General features: G+C 71.9%; 18 protein-coding genes. 16 read left to right on the plus strand and 2 right to left on the minus strand.

Translation table 11 applies throughout. The annotated features are described in order from the left end of the window. The first annotated feature begins 209 nt into the window (after window positions 1-209). The 15 genes from LN251_RS41320 to LN251_RS41390 all read left to right on the plus strand — a co-directional run bounded on the left by LN251_RS41320 (window position 210) and on the right by LN251_RS41390 (window position 19,913). The gene (locus LN251_RS41320) at window positions 210-4,478 is read left to right on the plus strand and encodes a HAMP domain-containing protein (protein ID WP_458249264.1); all 4,269 of its coding nucleotides are present in this window, start codon (window positions 210-212) and stop codon (window positions 4,476-4,478) included. 77 nt (window positions 4,479-4,555) lie between these two features. Continuing rightward, entirely contained in the window at window positions 4,556-7,009 is a 2,454-nt protein-coding gene (locus tag LN251_RS41325; protein ID WP_458249265.1) for a SpoIIE family protein phosphatase, read from the plus strand. 114 nt (window positions 7,010-7,123) lie between these two features. Beyond that, on the plus strand, window positions 7,124-8,191 hold the full coding sequence (locus LN251_RS41330) for a glucose-1-phosphate thymidylyltransferase (protein ID WP_458249266.1): 1,068 nt from the start codon (window positions 7,124-7,126) through the stop codon (window positions 8,189-8,191). Window positions 8,192-8,261: 70 nt separating this feature from the next. After that, window positions 8,262-8,861 carry an acyltransferase gene (locus tag LN251_RS41335; RefSeq protein WP_458249267.1) on the plus strand — a complete coding sequence of 200 codons (600 nt, stop codon included), beginning with the start codon at window positions 8,262-8,264 and terminating at the stop codon, window positions 8,859-8,861. A 251-nt stretch (window positions 8,862-9,112) separates the two neighbouring features. Next, the gene (locus LN251_RS41340) at window positions 9,113-10,282 is read left to right on the plus strand and encodes a hypothetical protein (RefSeq protein WP_458249268.1); all 1,170 of its coding nucleotides are present in this window, start codon (window positions 9,113-9,115) and stop codon (window positions 10,280-10,282) included. After that, the gene (locus tag LN251_RS41345) at window positions 10,279-11,049 is read left to right on the plus strand and encodes a WecB/TagA/CpsF family glycosyltransferase (protein WP_458249269.1); all 771 of its coding nucleotides are present in this window, start codon (window positions 10,279-10,281) and stop codon (window positions 11,047-11,049) included. The genes LN251_RS41340 and LN251_RS41345 overlap by 4 nt, the downstream gene beginning before the upstream one ends. Then, window positions 11,049-12,308 carry a nucleotide sugar dehydrogenase gene (locus LN251_RS41350; protein WP_458249270.1) on the plus strand — a complete coding sequence of 420 codons (1,260 nt, stop codon included), beginning with the start codon at window positions 11,049-11,051 and terminating at the stop codon, window positions 12,306-12,308. The genes LN251_RS41345 and LN251_RS41350 overlap by 1 nt, the downstream gene beginning before the upstream one ends. Window positions 12,309-12,312: 4 nt before the next feature. After that, window positions 12,313-13,470, plus strand: a complete 1,158-nt coding sequence (gene wecB / locus LN251_RS41355) for a non-hydrolyzing UDP-N-acetylglucosamine 2-epimerase (RefSeq protein ID WP_458249271.1) — start codon at window positions 12,313-12,315, stop codon at window positions 13,468-13,470. 51 nt (window positions 13,471-13,521) lie between these two features. After that, window positions 13,522-14,418 carry a Wzz/FepE/Etk N-terminal domain-containing protein gene (locus tag LN251_RS41360; RefSeq protein WP_458249272.1) on the plus strand — a complete coding sequence of 299 codons (897 nt, stop codon included), beginning with the start codon at window positions 13,522-13,524 and terminating at the stop codon, window positions 14,416-14,418. Next, window positions 14,381-15,934: an oligosaccharide flippase family protein gene (locus LN251_RS41365; RefSeq protein ID WP_458249273.1), complete on the plus strand. Its 1,554-nt coding sequence runs from the start codon at window positions 14,381-14,383 to the stop codon at window positions 15,932-15,934. Before LN251_RS41360 ends, LN251_RS41365 begins: the two co-directional genes overlap by 38 nt. Before the next feature lie 10 nt (window positions 15,935-15,944). Further along, entirely contained in the window at window positions 15,945-17,042 is a 1,098-nt protein-coding gene (locus tag LN251_RS41370; protein ID WP_458249274.1) for a hypothetical protein, read from the plus strand. Then, window positions 17,039-17,827, plus strand: a complete 789-nt coding sequence (locus LN251_RS41375; RefSeq protein ID WP_458249275.1) for a glycosyltransferase family 2 protein — start codon at window positions 17,039-17,041, stop codon at window positions 17,825-17,827. The genes LN251_RS41370 and LN251_RS41375 overlap by 4 nt, the downstream gene beginning before the upstream one ends. 65 nt (window positions 17,828-17,892) lie before the next feature. Then, window positions 17,893-18,564 carry a class I SAM-dependent methyltransferase gene (locus tag LN251_RS41380; RefSeq protein ID WP_458249276.1) on the plus strand — a complete coding sequence of 224 codons (672 nt, stop codon included), beginning with the start codon at window positions 17,893-17,895 and terminating at the stop codon, window positions 18,562-18,564. Continuing rightward, window positions 18,564-19,547, plus strand: coding sequence for a class I SAM-dependent methyltransferase (locus LN251_RS41385; protein WP_458249277.1), 984 nt, complete (start codon window positions 18,564-18,566; stop codon window positions 19,545-19,547). The genes LN251_RS41380 and LN251_RS41385 overlap by 1 nt, the downstream gene beginning before the upstream one ends. Before the next feature lie 12 nt (window positions 19,548-19,559). After that, on the plus strand, window positions 19,560-19,913 hold the full coding sequence (locus LN251_RS41390) for a VOC family protein (protein WP_458249278.1): 354 nt from the start codon (window positions 19,560-19,562) through the stop codon (window positions 19,911-19,913). A gap of 10 nt (window positions 19,914-19,923) precedes the next feature. Here LN251_RS41390 and LN251_RS41395 read toward each other — a convergent pair whose 3' ends face one another. Together LN251_RS41395 and LN251_RS41400 are read right to left on the minus strand one after the other, a co-directional pair. Continuing rightward, entirely contained in the window at window positions 19,924-20,823 is a 900-nt protein-coding gene (locus LN251_RS41395; protein WP_458249279.1) for a glycosyltransferase family 2 protein, read from the minus strand. Then, entirely contained in the window at window positions 20,820-22,844 is a 2,025-nt protein-coding gene (locus LN251_RS41400; RefSeq protein WP_458249280.1) for an O-antigen ligase family protein, read from the minus strand. Before LN251_RS41400 ends, LN251_RS41395 begins: the two co-directional genes overlap by 4 nt. 68 nt (window positions 22,845-22,912) lie before the next feature. Here LN251_RS41400 and LN251_RS41405 point away from each other — a divergent pair, with 68 nt between their 5' ends. Further along, window positions 22,913-23,584, plus strand: a complete 672-nt coding sequence (locus tag LN251_RS41405; RefSeq protein ID WP_458249281.1) for a hypothetical protein — start codon at window positions 22,913-22,915, stop codon at window positions 23,582-23,584. Window positions 23,585-23,593 lie beyond the last annotated feature (9 nt).

Raw genomic sequence — 23,593 nt, forward strand, 5'->3', positions numbered from 1 at the left:
GCCGGTTTCCGCATGCCTTTTTTCGCCGTTCTCAGATGCCTCCGCGGGGCTTTGGCCGCCGCCCGGGAACTGCGTTAACCTTCGACGGATTTCTCATCAGGCATATCCGTGAACTGCGGAATTGCCGCTCACAGCGGGGCCCTGCGGGGCCCCGGCGCGGTTCCGAGTCCTCGGGGTGAGGGCTCTTGGGGAGCGGAACGAGGATGCGCATGACCACCAAGTCGGTCGAGGCCGAGAAGCAGGGGCCGGGCGAGCAGGAGCTGCGGCAGCTGCTGGCCGGGCTGACCGCCGTACGCGACGGCGACTTCGGCACCCGTCTGCCCTCGGACGGGGAGGGGCTGCTCGGCGACATCGCCACGGTTTTCAACGGCATGGTCGACCAGTTGTCCGTGTTCACCTCGGAGGTGACGCGGGTGGCCCGCGAGGTGGGCACCGAGGGCACGCTGGGCGGTCAGGCGGAGGTGCCGGGGGTCTCGGGCACCTGGGCCGACCTGACCGACTCGGTCAACGCCATGGCGGGCAACCTGACCACGCAGGTCCGTGACATCGCCCAGGTGGCCACCGCGGTCGCCAAGGGCGACCTGTCCCAGAAGATCGACGTGCCGGCCCGCGGCGAGATCCTGCAGCTGAAGGAGACCGTCAACACGATGGTCGACCAGCTGTCGTCGTTCGCCGCGGAGGTCACCCGCGTCGCCCGCGAGGTGGGCAGCGAGGGACGCCTCGGCGGCCAGGCGCAGGTGCCCGGTGTCGGCGGTGTCTGGCGCGACCTGACCGATTCGGTCAACTTCATGGCCGGCAACCTGACGTCCCAGGTCCGCAACATCGCCCAGGTGACGACCGCGGTGGCGCAGGGCGACCTGTCCCAGAAGATCACCGTGGACGCCCGCGGCGAGATCCTGGAACTGAAGAACACCATCAACACGATGGTCGACCAGCTCTCCGCCTTCGGCGACGAGGTCACCCGCGTCGCCCGGGAGGTCGGCACCGAGGGACGCCTCGGCGGCCAGGCGGACGTCAAGGGCGTGAAGGGCACCTGGCGCGATCTCACGGACTCCGTGAACTTCATGGCGGGCAACCTCACCGCGCAGGTCCGCAACGTCGCCCAGGTGGCCACCGCGGTGGCGCAGGGCGACCTGTCCCAGAAGATCACCGTGGACGCCCGCGGCGAGATCCTGGAACTGAAGAACACCATCAACACGATGGTCGACCAGCTCTCCGCGTTCGCCGACGAGGTCACCCGCGTCGCGCGCGAGGTCGGCACCGAGGGCAACCTCGGCGGCCAGGCGATCGTGCGGGGCGTCTCGGGCACCTGGAAGGACCTGACGGACAACGTCAACGTGATGGCGTCCAACCTGACCGGTCAGGTGCGCTCCATCGCCCAGGTCGCCACCGCCGTCGCCCGCGGCGACCTCTCGCAGAAGATCACCGTCGAGGCCAAGGGCGAGGTCGCCGCCCTCGCCGACGTGATCAACACCATGGTCGACACGCTGTCCGCGTTCGCCGACGAGGTCACCCGCGTCGCCCGCGAGGTCGGCACCGAGGGACGCCTCGGCGGCCAGGCGCACGTGCCCAATGTGGCCGGCACCTGGAAGGACCTGACGGACAACGTCAACTCCATGGCCAACAACCTCACCGGGCAGGTCCGCAACATCGCCCTGGTGACGACCGCGGTGGCCAACGGCGACCTGTCGAAGAAGATCGACGTCGACGCCCGCGGCGAGATCCTGGAGCTGAAGACGACCATCAACACGATGGTCGACCAGCTGTCGTCGTTCGCCGCTGAGGTCACCCGCGTCGCCCGCGAGGTCGGCAGCGAGGGCCGGCTCGGCGGCCAGGCCGAGGTGGAGGGCGTCGAGGGCACCTGGAAGCGCCTGACGGAGAACGTCAACGAACTGGCCGGGAACCTGACCCGGCAGGTCCGTGCGATCGCCGAGGTCACCAGCGCCGTCGCCGAGGGCGACCTGACCCGCTCGATCACCGTGGTGGCCTCCGGCGAGGTCGCCGACCTCAAGGACAACATCAACTCCATGGTGGAGTCCCTGCGCGAGACCACCCGGGCCAACCAGGAGCAGGACTGGCTCAAGACCAACCTGGCGCGCATCTCCGGCCTGATGCAGGGCCACCGCGACCTGCCGGTCGTCGCCGAGTTGATCATGGACGAGCTGACGCCGCTCGTCGCGGCCCAGTACGGCGCCTTCTACCTCGCCGAGGACACCGAGGCCGGCCACGACCTGCGCCTGGTGGGCTCCTACGGCTTCCCGGACGACGCCGACCGGCCCACCCGCATCTCCATCGGCCGCTCCCTGGTCGGCCAGGCGGCGCGCAACCGCCGGACCATCACCGTGGAGGACCTGCCGGAGGGCTACGTCAGCATCTCCTCCGGCCTCGGCCACGCGCTCCCCCGCGCGCTGGTGGTGCTGCCCATCGTGGTCGAGGAGCAGGTGCTCGGCGTCATCGAGCTGGCCTCGCTGACCCGCTTCACGCAGATCCACCAGGACTTCCTGGCCCAGCTGATGCCGACCATCGGCGTCAACCTCAACACCATCGTCGCCAACGTCCGCACCGACGAGCTGCTGGAGGAGTCCCAGCGGCTGACCGTCGAACTGCAGGCGCGGTCCGGGGAGTTGCAGGTGCAGCAGGTCGAGCTGCAGCGCTCCAACGCCGAGCTGGAGGAGAAGGCCTCCCTGCTGGCCTCGCAGAACCGCGACATCGAGGCGAAGAACCTGCAGATCGAGCAGGCCCGGCAGGAACTGGAGACCCGCGCCCAGCAGTTGGCGCTGGCCTCCAAGTACAAGTCGGAGTTCCTGGCCAACATGAGCCACGAACTGCGCACCCCGCTCAACAGCCTGCTGATCCTGGCCCAGTTGCTGGCCCAGAACCCCTCGCGCAACCTCACCCCGAAGCAGGTCGAGTACGCGGGGATCATCCACTCGGCCGGCTCGGACCTGCTGCAGCTGATCAACGACATCCTCGACCTGTCCAAGGTCGAGGCGGGCAAGATGGACGTCTCCCCCGAGCGGGTCCCGCTGCGTCAGCTGCTGGAGTACGTCGAGGCGACGTTCCGCCCGATGACGACGCAGAAGAGCCTGGACTTCACCGTCGCCACCGCGCCCGGCACGCCCGCGGACCTGCTCACCGACGACTCCCGGCTGCGCCAGATCCTGCGCAACCTGCTGTCGAACGCGGTGAAGTTCACCGAGCAGGGCGGCGTGGAGCTGCGCATCGAACCGGCGGCCGACCGGGAGGTGCCGCGCGGTGTGCACCGGGGCGGTCCCGTGGTGGCGTTCCGGGTGAAGGACACCGGCATCGGTATTCCGCAGCAGCAACTGGAGACGATCTTCGGGGCGTTCCAGCAGGCCGACGGGACGACCAGCCGCAAGTACGGCGGCACCGGCCTGGGCCTGTCCATCACCCGGGAGATCGCCCACCTGCTGGGCGGTGCCGTCACCGTCGACAGCACTCCCGGCCAGGGCAGCACGTTCACCCTCTATCTGCCCGTCGCCCGCGCCGACTTCGAGGAGCTGGCGGACGGCGGCCGGCCGGCGGAGCACCACCGGGGCGAGAGCGTCCCGAACGCGGCCTCGCCCCGGGCGCTGTCGGGGCCCACGCCGCCGTCCGGGCACCGCAGGCGCCGTCTGCTGGTCGTCGAGGAGCGCCAGCGCGGTCTGCTCTCGCTCGTCGCCGAGCGTGCCGTCTCGGACATCGCGCGCGACCCGGCCGACCCGCACGGCGAGATCGACATCATCACCGCCGTCGGGGCGGAGGAGGCCGCGAGCACGCTGGCGGCCGAGCCCTGCCACTGCGTGGTCCTCGAACTCGGCATGCCGCACGCCGAGGGCGCGGACTTCCTGGAGGCCATGCGCGGCGACTCCGCGCTGGCCAGCGTGCCCGTGCTGGTGCACACCGGGCACCGGGTCGACCTCTCCCAGGAGCAGGCGCTGCGGGCCCTGGCGGGCGACCGGCCGCTGGACTTCCTCTCCAGCCTGGACGAGCTGCGCGAGCGCATCACCCTGCACCTGTCCGCCGAGCAGCCGGGCGACGTGCTGTCGCTGGTGCGCGCCGAGGAGACGCAGCACGCACCGGCGCAGGTCGTGGACGACTCGTTCATCGGCCGCACGGTCCTGGTGGTCGACGACGACGCGCGCAACCTCTTCGCCCTCAGCGGGGTGCTGGAGCTGCACGGGTTCGAGGTCCTGCACGCCGACAACGGCCGCAAGGGCATCGAGATGCTGCTCGCGCACCCCGACATCTCGCTGGTCCTGATGGACGTGATGATGCCGGAGATGGACGGCTACGCGGCCACCGCGGAGATCCGCTCGATGCCGCAGTACACGGAGCTGCCGATCATCGCCGTCACCGCGAAGGCGATGCCCGGCGACCAGGAGAAGAGTCTGGCGTCGGGAGCGAACGACTACATCACGAAGCCCGTCGACACCGGCGACCTGATCGCCCGCGTCCGTCAATGGCTGCCCTCGTGACCGGGTGCCGCATCCGCCGAGTCCCCCAGCCGACCGCGTGACGTCGCCCGGCGTCGCCGCCGCAGAACAGGCCAACCGTGAGTGATCTCCGTCAGCCGCACACATCACCCGCCACCGAGCACGTCCAGGCGCCCGGCGACACCGGCACGTCCGTCGCGGAGACCGCAGGCGCCGACGGTCCCGAGCAGACGTCCCCCGTCGGACGGCTCGCGGCGACCGTGGACCGGCTGCGCCGCGAGGTGCGGGCGGCGCAGGCCGAGGCGGACGGCCGCGCCCTGATCGAACTGGCCAAGGGCATCCTGGTCGAGCGGCTGCGCTGCGGGCCGGCGCAGGCGGCGCGGCAGCTCGCCGAGCTGACCGAGCAAGCGGGCGTGACGCCGCTGGAGTTCGCCGTCGAGGTCATCAACCAGGCCTCACGCGACCGGGTCTCGGAGGTCACCAGCGCCTTCCTCGCCGCCACCGCGGCCCGGTCCGACGCCGAGGCGTCGGCCGAGGGCACCTCGTCCGCCGTACGGCTGCGCACCGCCGAGAGCGGCGCGCTGGCCGCCGACGACACCCAGGCCGTGGCCGACTCCCTGCTGGAGCACGCGCTGACGCCGCTCGGCGCGGAGGCGGTGGCGATCTGGGGGCTGGGGGCCGACGGCTCGCTGAGCCTGGCGGGCAGCGCCGGGTTCTCCACCGCCGAGGCCGGGCGCTGGCGGCATGTGCCGCCGGGGGTGACGACCGTGGCGCGCCGCGGACTCACCGAGGAGGGGGGTGAATGGATCCGCAGCCTGGCCGAGACCGGACTGCCCTCCATCGGCCAGCACCACCGCCCCGAGGGCGGCCGGGTGGCCGTACCCGCGGGGACCGGCGGCCGGATCCACGGCGTGCTGGAGATCGCCTGGCCGGAACCGCTGGATCAGCTCTCCCCGCCGATCGTCCGGCAGATCGAGGCCCTCGCGGAGCTGTGCGCGCACACATTGCAGACCTCGGTGCCGCCGGACCCCGCGTCGGACACGAGCCCGCGCATCCTGCCGGACGTCGCCGAGCTGATGGACCTCGCCGACGGGCTGCACGACCCGGCCCTGGTGCTGATGCCCTGGCTGGACGCCGAGGGACGGCTGGTCGACTTCCGGATCCAGCACGTCAACGGCCGCTTTCTGGACCCGGCGGGCCGGCCGCGCGGCGTCATCAACGGCGCCCTGCTGCTGGAGACCTATCCCCTGGCCGCGGGGCAGAGCGAACTGTTCGAGCGGATCGAGCGCGTCTACGCCACCGGCGAGCCCTACCGCGCCCACCGCATGCGGCTGACCGCGCTGGTGGACGACGTGCACCTGACCGCGGTCGCCGACATCAACATCAGCAGGCACGGCGGCAGCGTCCTGCTGATCTGGCGCATCGAGGACGAGACGGCCCGGCTGGCCAACCTGCTCCAGCACGCCCAACGCCTGGGCCGCATCGGCGGGTTCGAGGAGAACCTGCTCACCGGCGAGATCACCTGGAACGGGCAGCTGTACGACCTCTACGGCCGGTCCGCCTCCAGTTCCCCCGTGCCGCTGGAGGACCTGGCCGCCCACGCGCATCCCGACGACGCCGTGGCCATCGGCCGGTTCCTGCGGGCCGTGCTGCACCAGCGCCGGCCCGCGTCGGCCGCGTTCCGGCTGCAGCGGCCCGACGGGGTCACCCGCCACATCCGGGTCGTGGCGGAGCCGGGCCTCGACTCCGACGGCCAGCTGTACGTCGTACGCGGCGCCTACCAGGACATCTCCGCCCACCACTGGACGGAGGTGGCCCTCGCCGCGACCCGTGACCAGCTCGCCCACACCGAGCAGCAGGCCAGTGAGCGCAACCGGCTCACGCTGCAGCTGCAGCACGCCATCATGCCGCCGACGCAGGCTCCGCTGGAGGCGCCCGGGCTGCGGGTGGCCGTGCGCTACCGGCCCGCGGAGACCCAGCACCTGGTCGGCGGCGACTGGTACGACGCGGTCGTGCTGCCGTCCGGGCTGGTGCTGCTGTGCGTGGGCGACGTCGCGGGACACGGCATAGAGGCGGCCACCAGCATGGTCGTGCTGCGCAACGCGCTGCGCGGACTCGCCGTGACCGGAGCCGGGCCGGGCCAGGTGCTGACCTGGCTGAACATGGTGGCCCACCATCTGACCGGCTCCATCACCGCCACCGCGGTCTGTGCCCTGTACGACCCCGAACGGCGCACACTGCGCTGGGCGCGCGCCGGCCATCTGCCGCCGGTGCTGGTGCGCGGCACGGAGGCGACGGCGCTGCCGCTGGTCAAGGGGCTGCTGCTGGGCGCCGTGCCGGAGGCCGGCTACGAGGAGCAGGAGGTGCAACTCGCCGTCGACGACACGCTGTTGATGTACACCGACGGTCTGATCGAGCGCCGCGACCGGTCCGTGGAGGAGTCCCTGGCCCAGCTGCTGACGGCGGCGCGCTCGGTTCCGCCGACGCTGGAGCAGCAGCTGGACCGGCTGCTCGTCCACAGCAGGTCCGACACGGACGACGACACCTGCATCGTCGGCATCCGGGTCGACTGACCCGGCGAGCGGTCGCCGGCGACGGACCCGGCGGCCCGGAGCGAACCGGCGGGCACCGGCCACACCTGTGCGGAATCCTTTCCTCTACAAGTGTGGCGTAAGTATGGTGATCGCGTGAAGGCACTCCTGCTGTCAGGCGGCTCGGGCACGCGTTTGCGTCCCATCACCCACACGTCGGCGAAACAGCTCGTACCGGTCGCGAACAAGCCGGTGCTGTTCTACGGCCTGGAGGCGATCGCACAGGCCGGCATCACCGAGGTCGGGATCGTCGTCGGGGACACGGCCGAGGAGATCCGGGCGGCCGTCGGCGACGGGAGCGCGTTCGGCCTCGACGTCACCTACATCCCGCAGTCCGCCCCGCTGGGGCTGGCCCACGCGGTGCTGATCGCCCGGGAGTTCCTGGGCGAGGACGACTTCGTGATGTACCTCGGCGACAACTTCGTCGTCGGCGGCATCACCTCCCTGGTGGACGCCTTCCGCGCCGAACGCCCGGACGCGCGCATCCTGTTGACGCGGGTGGCGAACCCGGGCGCGTTCGGGGTGGCCGAACTCGACGACTGCGGGCGAGTGGTGGGCCTGGAGGAGAAGCCCCGGCAGCCCAGGAGCGACCTGGCGCTGGTGGGGGTCTATCTGTTCACCCCGGCCGTCCATGAGGCCGTGCGCGCCATCAAGCCGTCCGGACGCGGCGAGTTGGAGATCACCGACGCCCTGCAGTGGATGATCGACACCGGGCGGGACGTGCGCTCCACGACGATCTCCGGGTACTGGAAGGACACCGGGAACGTCACCGACATGCTGGAGGTCAACCGCTCGGTGCTGGAGAGCCTGGAGGGCCGGATCGACGGCACGGTCGACGGCCGCAGCGAGCTCATCGGCCGGGTGCGCGTCGAGGCCGGGGCGCAGGTGACCGGCAGCCGGATCGTGGGCCCGGTCGTCATCGGCGCGAACACCGTGATCACCGACTCCTACGTGGGCCCCTTCACCTCGATCGCCGAGGACTGCCGCATCGAGGACAGCGAGATCGAGTACTCGATCGTGCTGCGCGACTCCTCGGTGCGCGGCGTCGGGCGGGTGGAGGCCTCCCTCATCGGCCGCAACGTCGAAGTCACTCCCGCCCCCCGCAAACCCGCCGCCCACCGCCTCGTCCTCGGCGACCACAGCAAGGTGCAGATCTCCTCATGACGACCAGGACGACGGGTCCGCGACGAGACGGTCCCGCGGTCGTGTGCGACGACAAGAGAGGCCCAGCCCGGTGAGCTTCAGGAAGCAGCCGACCGCCCAGGTCGACGAGAAGGCCGAGATCGGTGACGGCACGACGGTCTGGGACCTGGCCCAGATCCGGGAGGACGCCCGGCTGGGCAGCGGGTGCATCGTGGGCCGGGGGGCCTACGTCGGTCCCGGCGTGCGCATCGGCGACAACGTCAAACTCCAGAACTACGCGCTCGTCTACGAGCCGGCGGTGCTCGCCGACGGGGTGTTCGTGGGCCCGGCCGCCGTCCTCACCAACGACTACTTCCCCCGGTCGGTGGACCCGGGCGGCAAGCTCAAGCGCGGGGACGACTGGGAGGCCGTCGCCGTCGTGGTGGACGAAGGGGCCTCGCTGGGCGCCCGGTCGGTGTGCGTGGCGCCGGTCCGCGTGGGGCGGTGGGCGCTGGTCGCGGCCGGCGCGGTGGTGACCCGGGACGTGCCGGACTTCGCGCTCGTGGCCGGCGTTCCGGCGCGCCGCATCGGCTGGGTGGGGCGGGCCGGTGTGCGCCTGGTGGAACGGGAGGGCGAGTCCGGCGTGTGGGAGTGCCCGGAGACCGGTGCGCTGCACGACGAGAAGGACGGCGGACTCGTCGAGCGCGCATGACGCGTCTTTCCGCCAAATCGCAAATCTTCGAACATTCACCGGCATAACATGTGTGCGAACTGTGCAGAGACAGCACAATGAGCACACGAACCAGTGCCCAGGGGGGGTTACCGGGTGAGGAAACCTGTGCCTGAAGCGAGGAGCGGCATCCGCTCCGTCGCCTGACGTCCGTCTTGTCTTCCACGTCCGGCCGTGCGCGCCGCGACGCTCTCAAGTCTGCGCCAAAACAGGGGGGTTGGTGTGTCCAACCGATGACCAGTTCACGTCTCGCGGCACTCGGTGACGAGGACCCGCCGCTACTCGCGCTCGCCCGACGCCTGCTCGCCGTGGCCGAGTCGGGGCTTCCGTCGATGCTGCTTCCCGGCGGGGAGGCCTTCGTCTTCACCATGGCCGGACAGCAGGCCCCCGACGGCTCCTGGACCCTGGAGCGGCGCGGTACCAGCACCCGTTACGCGGCCATCACCGTGCTCGGGGCCCGGTTCCTGCCGGAGGACCGCCAGCGCGCGGTGCTCGGCGGGCGCACCGCCGAGGAGTTCGCGGGTCTGCTCATCGAGTCGCTGCCGGCGGTGACCAACCTCGGTGACGCGGCGCTCATCGCCTGGGCCGCCGCCGAGACCGGGCACCCCAAACTCTCCGACGCCCTCGCGCGGGTGACGGAGCTGGACGTGGAAGGGCGCCCGCAGTACACCGTGGAGGCGGCCTGGGTGCTGTCCGCGTTCGCGGCGGCTCGCGACACGGTCGATGTGGAGAGACGTTTCACCGCAGCTCGCGACCGTCTGCTCCGCTGCCGGATCGGCGACAGCCCGCTGTTCCCGCACGCCACCGCCCCCGGCCTGTTGCCCTGGTACCGCGCGCACGTCGCCTGCTTCGCCGACCAGACGTACCCGCTGCAGGCGCTGGCCCGCGCGCACGGCAGCGGTGACGGGGACGGCGACCCCGAGGCGCTGGCCGCCGCCGACGCGTGCGCGGCGCGCATCTGCGAGCTGCAGGGCGAGGGCGGTCAGTGGTGGTGGCACTACGACGCCCGGACCGGCGCGGTGATCGAGGGCTACCCGGTCTACAGCGTTCATCAGCACGCGATGGCGCCGACCGCCCTGTTCGACCTCGCCGAGGCCGGCGGCACCGACTTCGGCGCGGCGATCCGCAAGGGTCTGCGCTGGATGACGGACGTACCCGAACTGGCGGGCTCCCGGCACCGGGAGCCGATGATTCTGGACGACCTCGGGGCCACCTGGCGCAAGGTGTACCGGGGCGATCCGAAGAAGGCCGTGCGGGCCGCCCGCGGCCTGTCCACCCGGCTCGCTCCGGGCCTGCGGCTGAAGTCCCTGGACCGGCTCTACCGGCCGCTGGCCGTGGATCGCGAGTGCCGGCCCTACGAGTTCGGCTGGATGCTCCACGCCTGGCAGGCGGGTGGCAAATGAGCGCGAGACGCACCCTGTTCGGGGTCGAGCTGGACCCGCTGACCATGGACGAGACCGTGGCGCACTGTCTGGAGGCGGTACGCGACGGCAGACAGCTGGAGATCGGCGTGGTCAACGCCGCGAAGCTGGTGAACATGCGCCGCGACCCGCGGCTCGCCGCGGCCGTGTCCGGCTGCGACCTGGTCCTCGCCGACGGGCAGGCCGTGGTGTGGGCCGGGCGGGTGCTGCGCGCCCCGCTGCCCGAACGGGTCGCCGGCATCGACCTGTTCCTGCGGCTGCTCGGCGAGGCGGAGGCCGCGGGTATCTCCGTGTACTTCCTGGGCGCCCGGCAGGACGTGCTGGACCGGATGCTGCTGCGGGTCGCCGACCGCTTCCCCGGGCTGAAGGTGGCCGGCAGCCGCAACGGCTACTTCGACGACTCCGAGCAGGAGACGGTCGCCGACGGCATCGCCCGCAGCGGCGCCCAGATGCTGTTCCTCGGCATGACGTCCCCGAAGAAGGAGATCTTCACCGCCGCCCACGGCGCCCGCACCGGCGCCCGCGTGGTGCACGGCGTCGGCGGCTCCTTCGACATCCTCGCCGGGGTCACCAAGCGGGCCCCCGCGACCTGGCAGCGGTGGGGGCTCGAATGGCTCTACCGCGTACTTCAGGAGCCGCGCCGCCTGGGCCGGCGCTACCTCACCACCAACGTCTCCTTCGTCCTCATGACGGCACGCGAGCTGATCCGGCTCACCCCGTCGACCGCTCCCGCGAACAGGAGTCACTGATGCGTGTCGTCGTGGTTGGACAGGGATACGTCGGCCTGCCCCTGGCCGTCCGGGCCGCCGAGGTCGGACACGAGGTGATCGGCTACGACGTCGACGCCCGTCGGATCAAGAGCCTCGCCGCGGGCGAGTCCTTCGTCGAGGACGTCTCCTCAGAGAGGATCCGCGCGGCGCTGGACGAGGGCACCTACAGACCGAGCGAGTCCGCGCGCGACTGCGGCGGCTTCGACGTCGCCGTGGTGACCGTGCCGACTCCGCTGCACGAGGGCACCCCCGACCTCCGCTACATCAAGGAGTCGGCGATCACCCTGGCCCGTTATCTGCGCCCCGGCGCGACGGTCGTCCTGGAGTCGACGACCTACCCGGGCACCACCCAGGAGCTGTTCGCCCCGATCCTGGAGGAGGGTTCGGGCCTGACCGCGGGCCGCGACTTCCACCTCGGCTACAGCCCGGAGCGGATCGACCCCGGCAACGCCGTGTGGGGGTTCAAGGAGACTCCGAAGGTCGTCTCCGGTGTCAACGAGGCCTCCCTGAAGGCGGTTCAGGACTTCTACGGCCAACTCGTCGACACCACCGTGCCGGTGCGCTCGCCCAAGGAGGCCGAGCTCGCCAAGCTGCTGGAGAACACCTTCCGGCACGTGAACATCGCGCTGGTCAACGAGATCGCGATGTTCGCCCACCACCTGGACATCGACGTCTGGCAGTCCATCGACGCCGCCTCCACCAAGCCCTTCGGGTTCATGAAGTTCACGCCGGGACCGGGGGTGGGCGGCCACTGCCTGCCCATCGACCCCTCCTACCTGTCCTGGCGGGTGCAGCGCGAACTCGGCCAGAGCTTCCGGTTCGTGGAGCTCGCCAACGACATCAACAACCACATGCCCGAGTACGTCACCCGGCGGATCACCGACCACTTCAACGCCCGACGGCGTTCGGTGAACGGCTCGCGCATCCTGCTGCTGGGCCTCGCGTACAAGAAGAACACCGGCGACGCCCGCGAGTCGCCCGCCCTGCGCATCTCCCAGTTGCTGCTCGACATGGGGGCCCAGGTCAGGGCCGCGGACCCGCACGTCGTCGAGGGCCTGCCGGCCGACACCCGGCTGGTGCGGGTCGAGCCGACGCGCGAGGAACTGGCCGAGGCCGACGTGGTGGTGCTGCTCACCGACCACGACGGCTTCGACTACGAACTCGTCGCCGAGCACGCCCCGTTCGTTCTCGACTGCCGCCGCCGGCTGCCCTCCGGACCCACGATCGAGGTGCTCTGAGACCATGCCGCGCATCGTGTGCGTCGCCGGGGCGCGCCCCAACTACATGAAGATCAAACCGGTGATGGACGCCCTGGAGAGCCGGGGCGCCGAGGTCCTCCTCGTCCACACCGGCCAGCACTACGACCCGGCCATGAACGACGTGTTCTTCGCCGACCTCGGCATCCGGCCGCCCGACCGCTTCCTCGGGGTCGGCTCCGGCACCCACGCCGAGCAGACCGGCCGGGTGATGACCGCGTTCGAGCCGCTGCTGGACGAGGTCTCGCCGGACATCGTGGTCGTGGTCGGCGACATCAACTCCACGCTGGCCTGCGCGCTGGTCACCGCCAAGGCCGGGCCGCTGCTGGCCCATGTCGAGGCGGGCCTGCGCAGCCGGGACTGGAGCATGCCGGAGGAGGTCAACCGGGTCGCCACCGACCGCGTCGCCGACCACCTGCTGGCCCCCTCCCCCGACGCCGTGGAGAACCTGCGCGCGGAGGGATACCGGGAGGACCAGATCCACCTGGTCGGCAACGTCATGATCGACACGCTGCTGGCCAACCTGGAGCGGGCCCGCGCCTCCGACGTCCTCGACCGGTTCGGGCTCGCCCGGGGCGAGTTCGGGCTGGTCACCCTGCACCGCCCAGCCAACGTGGACGATCCCGCCGTACTGACGGGGCTGTTGAAGGCCCTCGGCGAGATCGCCGGGCGCTGCCCGCTGCTGCTGCCCGTGCATCCGCGTGCGGCCGGACGGCTCGCCGAGATCGGTGTCCCCGGCGGCATCCGGCTCGTACCGCCCGCCGGGTACCTGGACTTCATCGCCCTGCAGGACGCCGCCCGGGTGGTGCTCACCGACTCCGGCGGGGTGCAGGAGGAGACCACCGCACTGGGCGTGCCGTGCGTGACGCTGCGGGACAACACCGAACGCCCCATCACCGTCGAGCAGGGCACCAACGTGCTGGCCGGCCGCGATCCCGCGCGGATCGTCACCACCGTCCACCGCGTGCTGGACGACCCGCCCGCGCCCCGCCGGCCCGCGTTGTGGGACGGCCGCGCCAGCGACCGCATCGCCGACGTGCTGCTGGACGGAGGCACCGCGCGCACCCGGCCGCGGCCCACCGCCGTCACGGAACCGACATCCGCCGATCGGCCCAGACCCGAGGATCGAACGCTCCCCATATGATCCGCTTGCAACTGATGCTCGTCGAACGTTTGGCCGCTAGGGGGGACCGTCATGGATCTCGCTGAGATCTTCCGGGTGCTGCGCAGGCGCTGGTACGTCCTGCTGCCCGGACTGCTGCTGACCGCCGCCCTGATCGTCGGCGTCCTCGTGCTGGTGCCGGTCAGCTACCAGTCGCAGAGCACGGTGGTCCTGCTCAACTCCCAGAAGGCCACGGTCGCCTACGACGGCAACCCCTTCCTCAGCACGCAGACCTCGCTCACCGGCATGGCCGACAGCCTGGCCCGCAACCTCAACTCCGACGACTCGCTGCGGGACCTCAAGGCCCGTGGCGCGACCGGCACGTTCGAGGCGAAGCTCGCCGACAACGCACAGGGGCCGCTGCTGTGGCTCACCGTCACCGGCACCGACAAGGCGGCTGTCCTGTCCTCGGACAAGATCCTGACCGCCTACGCCAAGGAACGGCTGGACCAGTTCCAGAAGCAGCAGTCGGTCGCGCCGAAGGCCATGATCCGCATGACGACCATCGTCTCCCCGCAGAACCCGGTGGCGCAGACCAAGACCCGGCTGGAGTACCTGATCATGGCGGGTGCCCTGGGTCTGGTGGTCACCCTCGTCGCCGCGTTCTACATGGAGGCGCGCAAGAGGCCACGCGCGCCGGAGCAGCAGGCCCCGCCCGCCGGTCCGCGACAGCCGGGGACGACCGCGGCGGCCACCGCCGCGTCCACGGAGGAACCGGTGGTGGAGGAGCCGTTCCCGCAGGAGGGAGCCGTGGAGGAGACGCTCGCCATCCGGCGCCCGCCGAGCTGGTCACGGTCCGCCGGGGACGGCCGGGCCGCCGCCGAGACCGACGCGCCCCGGCCCGCCATGGCCGTGGCGTCCGCCGCCGAGCCGCTCGACGAGGAGTCGACCCATGGACATCGCCCGCGCACCGGACAGCGCGACCGGTGAGACGGGCGACGTACCCGCTGCTCCCGTCCCCGCACCTGCCGCCACCGCCTCCCTCGGCCGCAAGGTCCGCTCCGCGGCCCGCTGGAGCCTGATCAACACCGTCGTCCTGCGCCTGGGCAACTTCGCCACCGGCATCGTCCTGGCGCGCTTCGCCCTCGGCCCCGCGGAATGGGGCGTGTACGGCATCGCCCAGACGGTGCTGCTGGTCCTGCTGTCCGCGAACGAACTGGGCGTGGGCCTGGCCATCGTGCGCTGGGAGGGGGACGCGCGCCGGTTCGCGCCGACCGTGCTGACCCTCAGCACCCTCTCCAGCGGCCTGCTGTACCTGGCGCTGTTCGCGGCGGCCCCGACGGTGGCCGGCCTGCTCGGCTCGCCGCACGCCGCGGGTGTGCTGCGGGTGATGTGCCTGTGCGTGGTGATCGACGGGGTGGCTCAGGTCCCGGGCGGCTTCCTGACCCGGGAGTTCGCCCAGGGCAGGCGGATGGTCATCGACGGGCTCAACTTCGTGCTCGGCACGGCGGTGACCCTGCTGCTGGCCTTCGAGGGCTGGGGCGCGATGAGCTTCGCCGTCGGCGCCGTCGTCGGGAACGTCGTCACGCTGATCGGCTGCGCGCTGGCGGCGCCGGGCACCCTGAGGTTCGGCTGGGACGGCGAACAGGCCCGGGCTCTGCTGCGGTTCGGGCTGCCGCTGGCCGGGGCGAGCATGCTGGCCCTGGCGGTGGTCAACGTCGACACCATGGTGGTGGGCGCGACGCTGGGCAGCGTCTCCCTCGGCTTCTACGTCCTCGCCTTCAACATCTCCGGCTGGCCCGTGCGGATCATCTCCGAGGCCGCCCGCCGGGTGTCCTTCGCCGGGTTCTCGCGGCTGGCCGACTCGCCGCAGGCGCTCGCCCAGGGCTTCAGCCGTGCCCTGGGCGTGCTGATCACCGGCACCGTCCCGCTGTGCGTCCTGCTGGCGGGCCTCGCCGAGCCGCTCATCCGCACGGTCTACGGCGACCGTTGGGCCCCGGCGGCCGCGGCCCTGCCCTGGCTGATGGTCCTCGGCCTGATCCGCATCGGCAGCGAACTCGCCTACGACTGCCTGGTCGCGGTCGGACAGCGCCGCTCGCTCTTCCTGGTGCAGGGCCTGTGGCTGGTCTCCCTCGTGCCGGTGCTCCTCGCCGCCGCCCACCTGGGCGGCATCGTCGGCGTCTCCCAGGGCCATGTCCTGGTGGCCGGCGGCCTGGTGGTGCCCGTCTTCCTGCTCGCCCTCGGCCGGGGCGGCATCGGCCTCGGCCGCATCGCCCGGGCCTGTGCCTGGCCCTTCCTCGGCGGGGCCGTGATGGCCCTGGTCGTCCTCGGTCTGGAGCGCCTGCTGGGCGACGGACGGGTCGCGCTCCTTGCCAACGGCACGGTCGCCCTTGCCTGTTACACGCTGTGCGTCCTGCCCAGCCGCCGCTTCCTGCGCGGCGTGGAACGGCCCCACCGCGGACGGCACCGGTCGGCCGCACCGTCCGCCCTCCCCGACAGGACATGAGGTGAACCGCATGTCACGGCGTATCCGCCGGAGTTCGCTCGTCTGGCTGCTGCTGGCTTCCCTGCTGGCGGTGGTGGGCACCGCCTGCTCGGGATCGCACGACTCCGCGCTGCCGGACTGCCCGGACGACGCGCTGACCTGCCCGGCGAGCGGCTCCTCGGCGGCACCGAGCGGCGGTCCGGCGAGCTCGGCACCCGCCGCGACGCCGACGAGCCGCACCGCCTCGCCGTCCCCGTCGGGCACGCCCTCGGCGAGCGGCACGTCCGGCTCCCCCGCGGCGAAGGCCGCCTGCTCCTCGCCGAGCGCCTGCGGCTTCCCCGACGCCCGCACCACCGGCCCGCGCATCGCCCTCACCCCCCACAAGACCGGCTACAAGGCCATCCGCACCGACGGGCTCACCATCCGGGGCTGGGACATCACCGGCTCGCTCGACATCTACGCCGACGACGTCACGATCATCGACACGAAGATCACCTCGGACAGCTGGTGGGGCATCAACCTGCGCCCCGGCTACCACGGCCTGCGCGTGCTCCACTCCACGATCACCGCGGTGCCCGGCAAGGGGCCGGACAACGGCGGGGTGGACTACGCCGTATCGAACATGGGCGGCAGCTCCGTCGAGGTCGGCTGGTGCGACGTCTCGGTGTTCGGCGACGCCCTGTCCATGGGCCAGGGCAGCATCCACGACAACTACGTGCACGACATTGAGCCGTTCATCAACCAGGGCGGCGAATGGCAGCACACCAACGCGGTGATCAGCGGCGGCGGCAACACCGGGCACCTGGTCATCCGCCACAACACCCTGCTGAACCCGACCAGTCTGAAGCAGGGCGCCTCGGGCAGCATCGGCCTGTTCGCCGACACCGGCGTGGTCCGCAACGTCACCGTCGACCACAACTGGATCGCCGGCGGCGCCTACGCCCTGTACGGCGGGGACACCGGCGCCACCGGGATCAAGGTCACGAACAACGTGTTCTCGACGCAGTACCACCCCGCCGCCGGCGGCTACGGCGTGGTCGCCCACTGGAACCACGAGGGGGCCGGGAACGTGTGGCGCGACAACCGGATGTCCGACGGCCGCCCGATCGCCCCCGAGCCGGCCTCATGACGCGCCGCCTCGCGCGGGCGCCCTGGACGCTGCTCAAGGCGCTGTTCGGCTGGCTGGTGCTCTTCGAGGCCCGCAACAAGGTCCTGCTGGCGCCCTCGGCGCTGCGGCTGCGCCGTGTCGAGGACGCCGAGACCCGGCGGCTGTCCGCCCAGCTGCCGACGCCGCCGTCGGCGCTCGTCGCCACCGTGATCGCCACCCATCGCCGCCCGGAGGCACTGCGCGCCGCGGTGCGCTCGGCCCTGGGGCAGACGATGCGCGACCAGGTGGTCATCGTCGTCGACGACGGCGCGGGGCTGCCCGAACTCCCCGCGGATCCACGGCTGTTCGCCGTCTCCCTGGCGCACAACACCGGCGTCGCGGGCGTCGTGCGCAACGTCGGCATCCGCCTCACCCGCTCGCGCTACGTGGCGTTCCTCGACGACGACAACCTGTGGGAACCCGACCACCTGGAACGGGCGTTGGCGGCCCTGGAGGCCCCCGGCGGCCCCGACGGCGTCTACACGGCGCTGCGCCGCGTCCTGCCCGACGGCAGTGAGAAGGACGTCCTGTCGGTGCCCTTCGACCGGCGCCGCGCGGCCCGCGAGGCCTTCCTGGACACCAACGCCTTCGTCGCCCGCCGCGACCGCTCCCTGCGCTTCAGCCGGCTGCGCCGCACACCCGAGGTGCTGCCCCGGGAGGACTGGGAGCTGATCCGCCGGTACGGCCGCGGGCACCGGGTGCTGCACCTGCCGTACCCCACCGTCCGCTACCTGGTGAACCCGGCCAGTTTCTACACGGACTGGTGACGGTCCGTGCGCCTCCGCTCCTCTTCCGCGTTCCCGTTCCGCTCCGACGTCAGGTGGTTGATCCGATGCCCCGATCCCGCGCACTGAGAAACAAGTTCGTCGACGCACCGGGCTCCCTGGGCGAACGTCTGCGCATCGCCCGCTGGGAGCGGTTCCGGCGCTGCTTCCCCGGCATCGAGAACATGAGCGTCGTCGACCTCGGCGGGACGGCCGAGATGTGGCTGCGCGCGCCGGTGCGCGCCAAGCACGTCCACCTGATCAACCTGGAGGCCCACCCGGCCGACCTGCCCGACTGGATCACCGCGGAGAACGCCGACGTCACCGACCCGGCGGTGGCCGCCGAACTGAGCGACGCCGGCGGCTACGACCTGGTGTTCTCCAACTCCACCATCGAGCACGTCGGCGGCCACAGCCAGCGCCGGATGTTCGTCGCGGCCGTCGAGCGGCTGGCGCCCCTGCACTGGGTCCAGACGCCGTACCGCTACTTCCCCGTCGAGCCGCACTTCGTCGCGCCCGGCTTCCAGTTCCTGCCGCTGGCCGCCCGGGCCCGGCTGGTGCGGCACTGGCCGCTCGTGCACAGCCGCCCCGACAGCCCGGAGTCGGCGATGAACGCCGTGATCAACATCGAGCTGCTCACCCGCACCGAGATGCGCTACCTCTTCCCCCGGTCCGAGCTGCTCAGTGAGCGGGTGCTCGGCGCGCCGAAGTCGCTCATCGCCGTACGGACGGAGCGCTGATGCTGAACAACCTGGTCAACCGGCATGACGCGGACCGGCTGCTGCGCAAGGTGCGCAAGCTGGACCTGGACCCGGTGCTGGCCAAGCTGCGGGTGCGCGGCGGTGCGCGGGTGGTCCAGCACTGGTCCCGGGTCGACCCCTCGCTGACCGAGTGGTGGGCGATACCGGCGGTGATCAAGCGGTGGAACCTGCTGATGACGGGAGACGCGGACACGTCCTTCCCCGAGTACGTCGCCGCCAAGCACTTCGCGCCGCGCACCGACCTGCGCGGCCTGTCGCTGGGCTGCGGCACCGGTGGCAACGAGCTGCTGTGGGCGAGGACCGGCGCGTTCTCCCTGCTGGAGGGCGTGGACGTGGCCCCGGAGCGCATCGACTTCGCCACCCGGACGGCCGCCGAGGAGGGGCTCGGCGACGTACTGCGCTTCCGGGTCACCGACGTCAACCGGATGACCGCCGACGGGGAGCGCTTCGACGTCCTGCTGGGCCTGCAGTCCCTGCACCACTTCGACCACCTGGACGAGACCCTGCCGCGCCTGGCCCGACTGATCGAGCCGGACGGCACGTTCGTGGTCGACGAGTTCGTCGGCCCCACCCGCTTCCAGTGGACCGACGCCCAGCTCGACGCGGCGAACGCCCTGCTGACCGGCCTCCCCGAGGAGCGCCGCCGCCTGGCCGACGGCCGGATCAAGCACCGTGTCGTACGGCCCAGCAGGCTCTCGATGGTGCTGGACGACCCTTCGGAGGCCGTCGACGCGGCGGCGCTGCTGCCGGGTCTGCGACGGCATTTCGAGGTCGTCGAGGAACGGCCCTACGGCGGCACCGTGCTGCACATCGCGTTCTCCGGCATCGCGCACCACTTCCGCGACCAGCGGCCGCAGACGCTGGAGCTGCTGGAGCGGTGCTTCGCCGCGGAGGACGCCGCGCTGCCGGACGTGGGACACGACTTCATGGCCATGGTGTGCCGGCCGCGGACCGCCGAGTGACAGGATGGCGGCATGGAACGAGTGCTGGGAATCGGCGGCTGCTTCCTGCGCGCCGCCGATCCGGCGGCCCTGACCGCCTGGTATCGCGACTGCCTGGGCCTGGACGCCGACGAGGTCGGCCTGTGGCGGCAGGAGGCGGGGCCGACGGTGTTCGCGGCGTTCGAGTCCGACACCGACTACTTCGGGTCCCCCGCCCAGCAGACCATGCTCAACTTCCGGGTCCGCGACCTGGAGGCGATGCTCGCCCAGCTGCGCGCCAAGGGCGCGGAGGTGGCCGACGAGACGCAGGACGTCGCGGACGTCGGCCGGTTCGGCTGGGTCACCGATCCTGAGGGCAACCGGATCGAGCTGTGGCAGCCCGCCTGATCGCGCCCCGTCACGGCCCGGGCGTGACGTCCAGGGACCCCGGCCGGGCGAGGGCGGCCGCGGCCGCGCGGCTGGCCGGGCGGCCCAGCGCCGCGCGTGAGGTCTCCCGCAGCAGGACGGCCGCGCGGAAGGCGGCCGTGGCGAGCGGGCCGTGCCGGCGCCGGTAGAGGCGGACGCGGTTGAGGGTGAGCAGGGTCCACAGACGGGGTGACACCTGGGAGTCGCCGCCCAGGTGGACGGCCTCGGCCGTGGGCTCCAGCTGGGTGGCGTAGCCCAGGTCCCGGGCCCGCAGGCAGTACTCGGTCTCCTCCGAGTACAGGAAGAACGATTCGTCCCATCGGCCGCACGCGTCCAGGCACTCCTTCGACACGGCCATCAGCGCGCCGGTCGCCCAGTCCGCGCGCGTGGGCCGCCGGTAGGCGGCGGGGTCGGTGACCAGTTCGCTCAGAGCCGGGAAGCGTCCGGCGCGGGTGTTGCCGATGACGGCCTCGCCCAGCGCCCGCAGCACGCTCGACTCGCGGCGCAGCGAGCGGTGCGGGGTGTCGTGGCCCTCCTCGTAGAGCAGGGGTACGGCGATGCCGACGCCGGGGCCGAGGCTGTCGAGGAGGCGCTTGGCGCAGCCCTGCCGCATGCGGATGTCGGGGTTGCAGATGAGGACGGCGTCGCACTCCCCCGCCGCCGCCAGCGCCGCGTTGATCCCGGCCGCGTACCCAGCGTTGCGGCCGGTCTCGACGACCGTGGCGTCCGGGGCCAGGGTGCGCAGCACCTCCACGGTGTCGTCGGCGGAGTCGTTGTCGGCGACGACCAGCCGGTGGTCGAGGCCGGCCATGCCGTCGGGCAGCGCGGCGAGGAACCCGGGCAGCACGCCGGCGCTGTTCCAGGTGACGACGATGACGGCGACGGTGCTCATCGGGACTCCGCGAGTTGGGGGAGCTTGACTTCGGACGTCGTACGAGGGGCGGGGACGGCGGCAGCGGCGGCCTCGCGGCGGATGAAGCCCAGGTAGCTGCCGCCCGCGCCCAGGGTCAGGAAGAACATCCCGGCGTACATGGGGAAGCTGAGCGCGTCGAAGGTGGCGCTGATGACCAGGGCGACCAGGGCCGAGGCGAGGAAGGCCTGCCCGAGCTCCCGGTCCGTCTCCGTGCGGGCCAGGCGCCGTACGGCACCGCCCTGGTGGATGCCGGTGACGAACAGGGCGAGCAGCGCGACCATCCCCAGGACGCCCGTCTCGGCCAGCGTCAGCATGTACTGGTTGTCGGTGAAGAAGTACAGGTCCGGGGTGAACGTGCCGAACCCCCGCCCGAACCAGGGGTGTTCCTCCAGGTAGGGCACGATCGCGCTGTACTTCACGGTGCGGGCCTGGGTGCTGCTGTCGGAGTTGGACAGGAAGCTGGCGAACAGGTTGGTGATGGTGCCGATCAGGCCCGGGATGATCACCTTGAAGCCGGCCACGGAACCCAGGATCAGCCCGATCGCGGCCCAGCGGCGCTGCGGCTTCCAGCGGGGCACCATCACGAGGATCACGATGAAGGCGCCGATGATGGAGGTCCTGGACACCGTCAGCGGAAGGGCGCCTCCCATGATCGCGACGGGGGCCCAGCGGCGCAGCGCGCCCGCGTGCCGGCGCACCGGGTCGAAGGCCTGGTGGACGGCGAAGGGGAGCAGGATGGCCAGCATCCCGCCGAACTCCAGCGGATGGGCGGTGGTGGAGCGCGGCCGGGTGAACGAGCCGCGGTCCATGGCGCTGATCCCGGCGGTGCTGGAGTGCAGGCCCGGGATGTGGATGGAGTCGGCGATGTTCGTGGCGGCGAAGAAGTCGTAGTAGCCGATCAGGGCGACGACGGTGCCCAGGACGACGAGCCGGCGCATCAGCGTCTCCAGCCGGCTGCGCTCCTGGATGCCGGCCGAGCTGAGCACGACCAGCGCCACCCACACCCCCAGCCCGATGAGCCCGCGGTCGGCGCCGAGGACCTCTTCGTGCGAGCTGTCCCGGGTGGCGTCGGCGAGGTAGGCCAGCAGCACGGCGGCGGCCAGCAGGCACATCACCACGCGCGGAAGTCTGGTGCCCTCGGCCGGCAGGATCCGGCCGCCCAGCCAGGTCGCGAGGTACCAGAGAAGTCCCAGCAGGGCGAAGACGTTGGCGGGTGTGCCGACGCCGCCCAGCGCGGGCAGGGTGAGGTTGGACGGCACGAAGAAGGCCAGCACGAGATAGCCGGTGAGGACCGTGGTGGCGTCCAGCCGGCGCACGAGCAGGCCCTTGGGCCGCTCGGGCGGCTGGGCACGGTGGCGCCGGGGCACGTATCCGGCCAGGGCGCGCCCGCGTCGGCGGACCACCGCGACGCCCTCGGCGAGGATGGACAGCAGGAACGCCGCGACCATGCCGACGATGACGACCGACGCGATGCCCTGGTAGCGGCCCTTGGACTGCGACACCGGGGTCTGCGGCAGGACGACCGGCGCGGACTGCACCGCGTACCCGGCCGGCACCTTGGACGCGGCCTGCAGGGCCTTGAGCTGCTCGCCGGTGAACCGGGTGAGCGTGGTGGTCTCCCGGAGCACCTTCTCCCGGTCGGTGCCGGTGACGCTCAGGGTGAGCAGCGGGCTGTCGGCCTGCGGTGCGAAGCCGACCGTGTACTGGTCGGTGACGCCGCGGGAGCGCAGTTCCTTGGCCGAGTCGCTCGACTGGAGCGTCCTGATCAGCACGTCGGCGGTGACGACCAGTGAACCGCCCGCGTTCGACAGGGGGTTGCCGAACGTCGGCGCGAGATCGGCGATCGCGGTGGAGTCCAGGAGCGTGACGGAGCTCTGCGACTCGTAGGAGACCGGGATGGTCCGGTACAGGTAGCCGCCGGCGAGGACGCTGAGCAGGGTGAGGGGCACCATGAAGTACCAGCGCCTGCGCATGATCGCCAAAAGGTCGGCAAGGCTCATGAGAACTCCCTTTTGGTGGCGAACCGCCCGTGCGCCTGCGAGGATCGGTGCCGACGGAAGGAATCCCCGTGTCGCCTCGTGACGTCGCCGAAGCGCTGCTCCGCCGCTGGTACGTGCTGCTGCTCGCGCTCCTGCTGACGGCCGCCGGAGCCTACAAGGTGCTGCACCCGGCCCCGCGCTGGCTGAGTTCGGCGGTGGTCGTGCTCAAGCCGCCGGTGACCGGGTCCCAGCCGAACCAGCTGACCAACCTCCAGCCGCCGCTCGCCACCCTGTCGTACGGCGTCATCCAGCAGCTGGAGTCGCCCGCCGGGCGCAGGGAGCTTGCGGCCGCCGGCGTGCACGGGACGTACCAGCTGATCCCGCGCAACAGCGGCACCAGCGCGACGCCGCGCTATCTGATCCCCTCGGTGCAGGTGCAGGCGCGCCGCGGTGACGCCGTCGAGGCCGGCACGGCGGTCCAGCGGGTCATCGAGGTGTACTCCCGGCATGTGGCGGCCATGCAGGAGAAGCAGGGCGTGGCCCCTGAAGCGCGGATCACGGCGTCCGTGCTGGTCGCCCCGAGTGCCGCCCCGGTGCAGGGCAACAGGTCCCGCGCCCTGGCGGGTACGGCGCTGCTGGGCGCGACCGCCGGGCTGCTGGGCGCGCTGTGGCTCGACCGGTTCGCGCTGCGCCGCAGGCGGCACGAGGCGGAGGCGGCGGGCACGGTCCGCCGCGCCGACGAGGTCGTGATGGCGGGCTGAGCTGAGCTG

It is taken from the genome of Streptomyces sp. MAI_2237, from assembly GCF_054189285.1.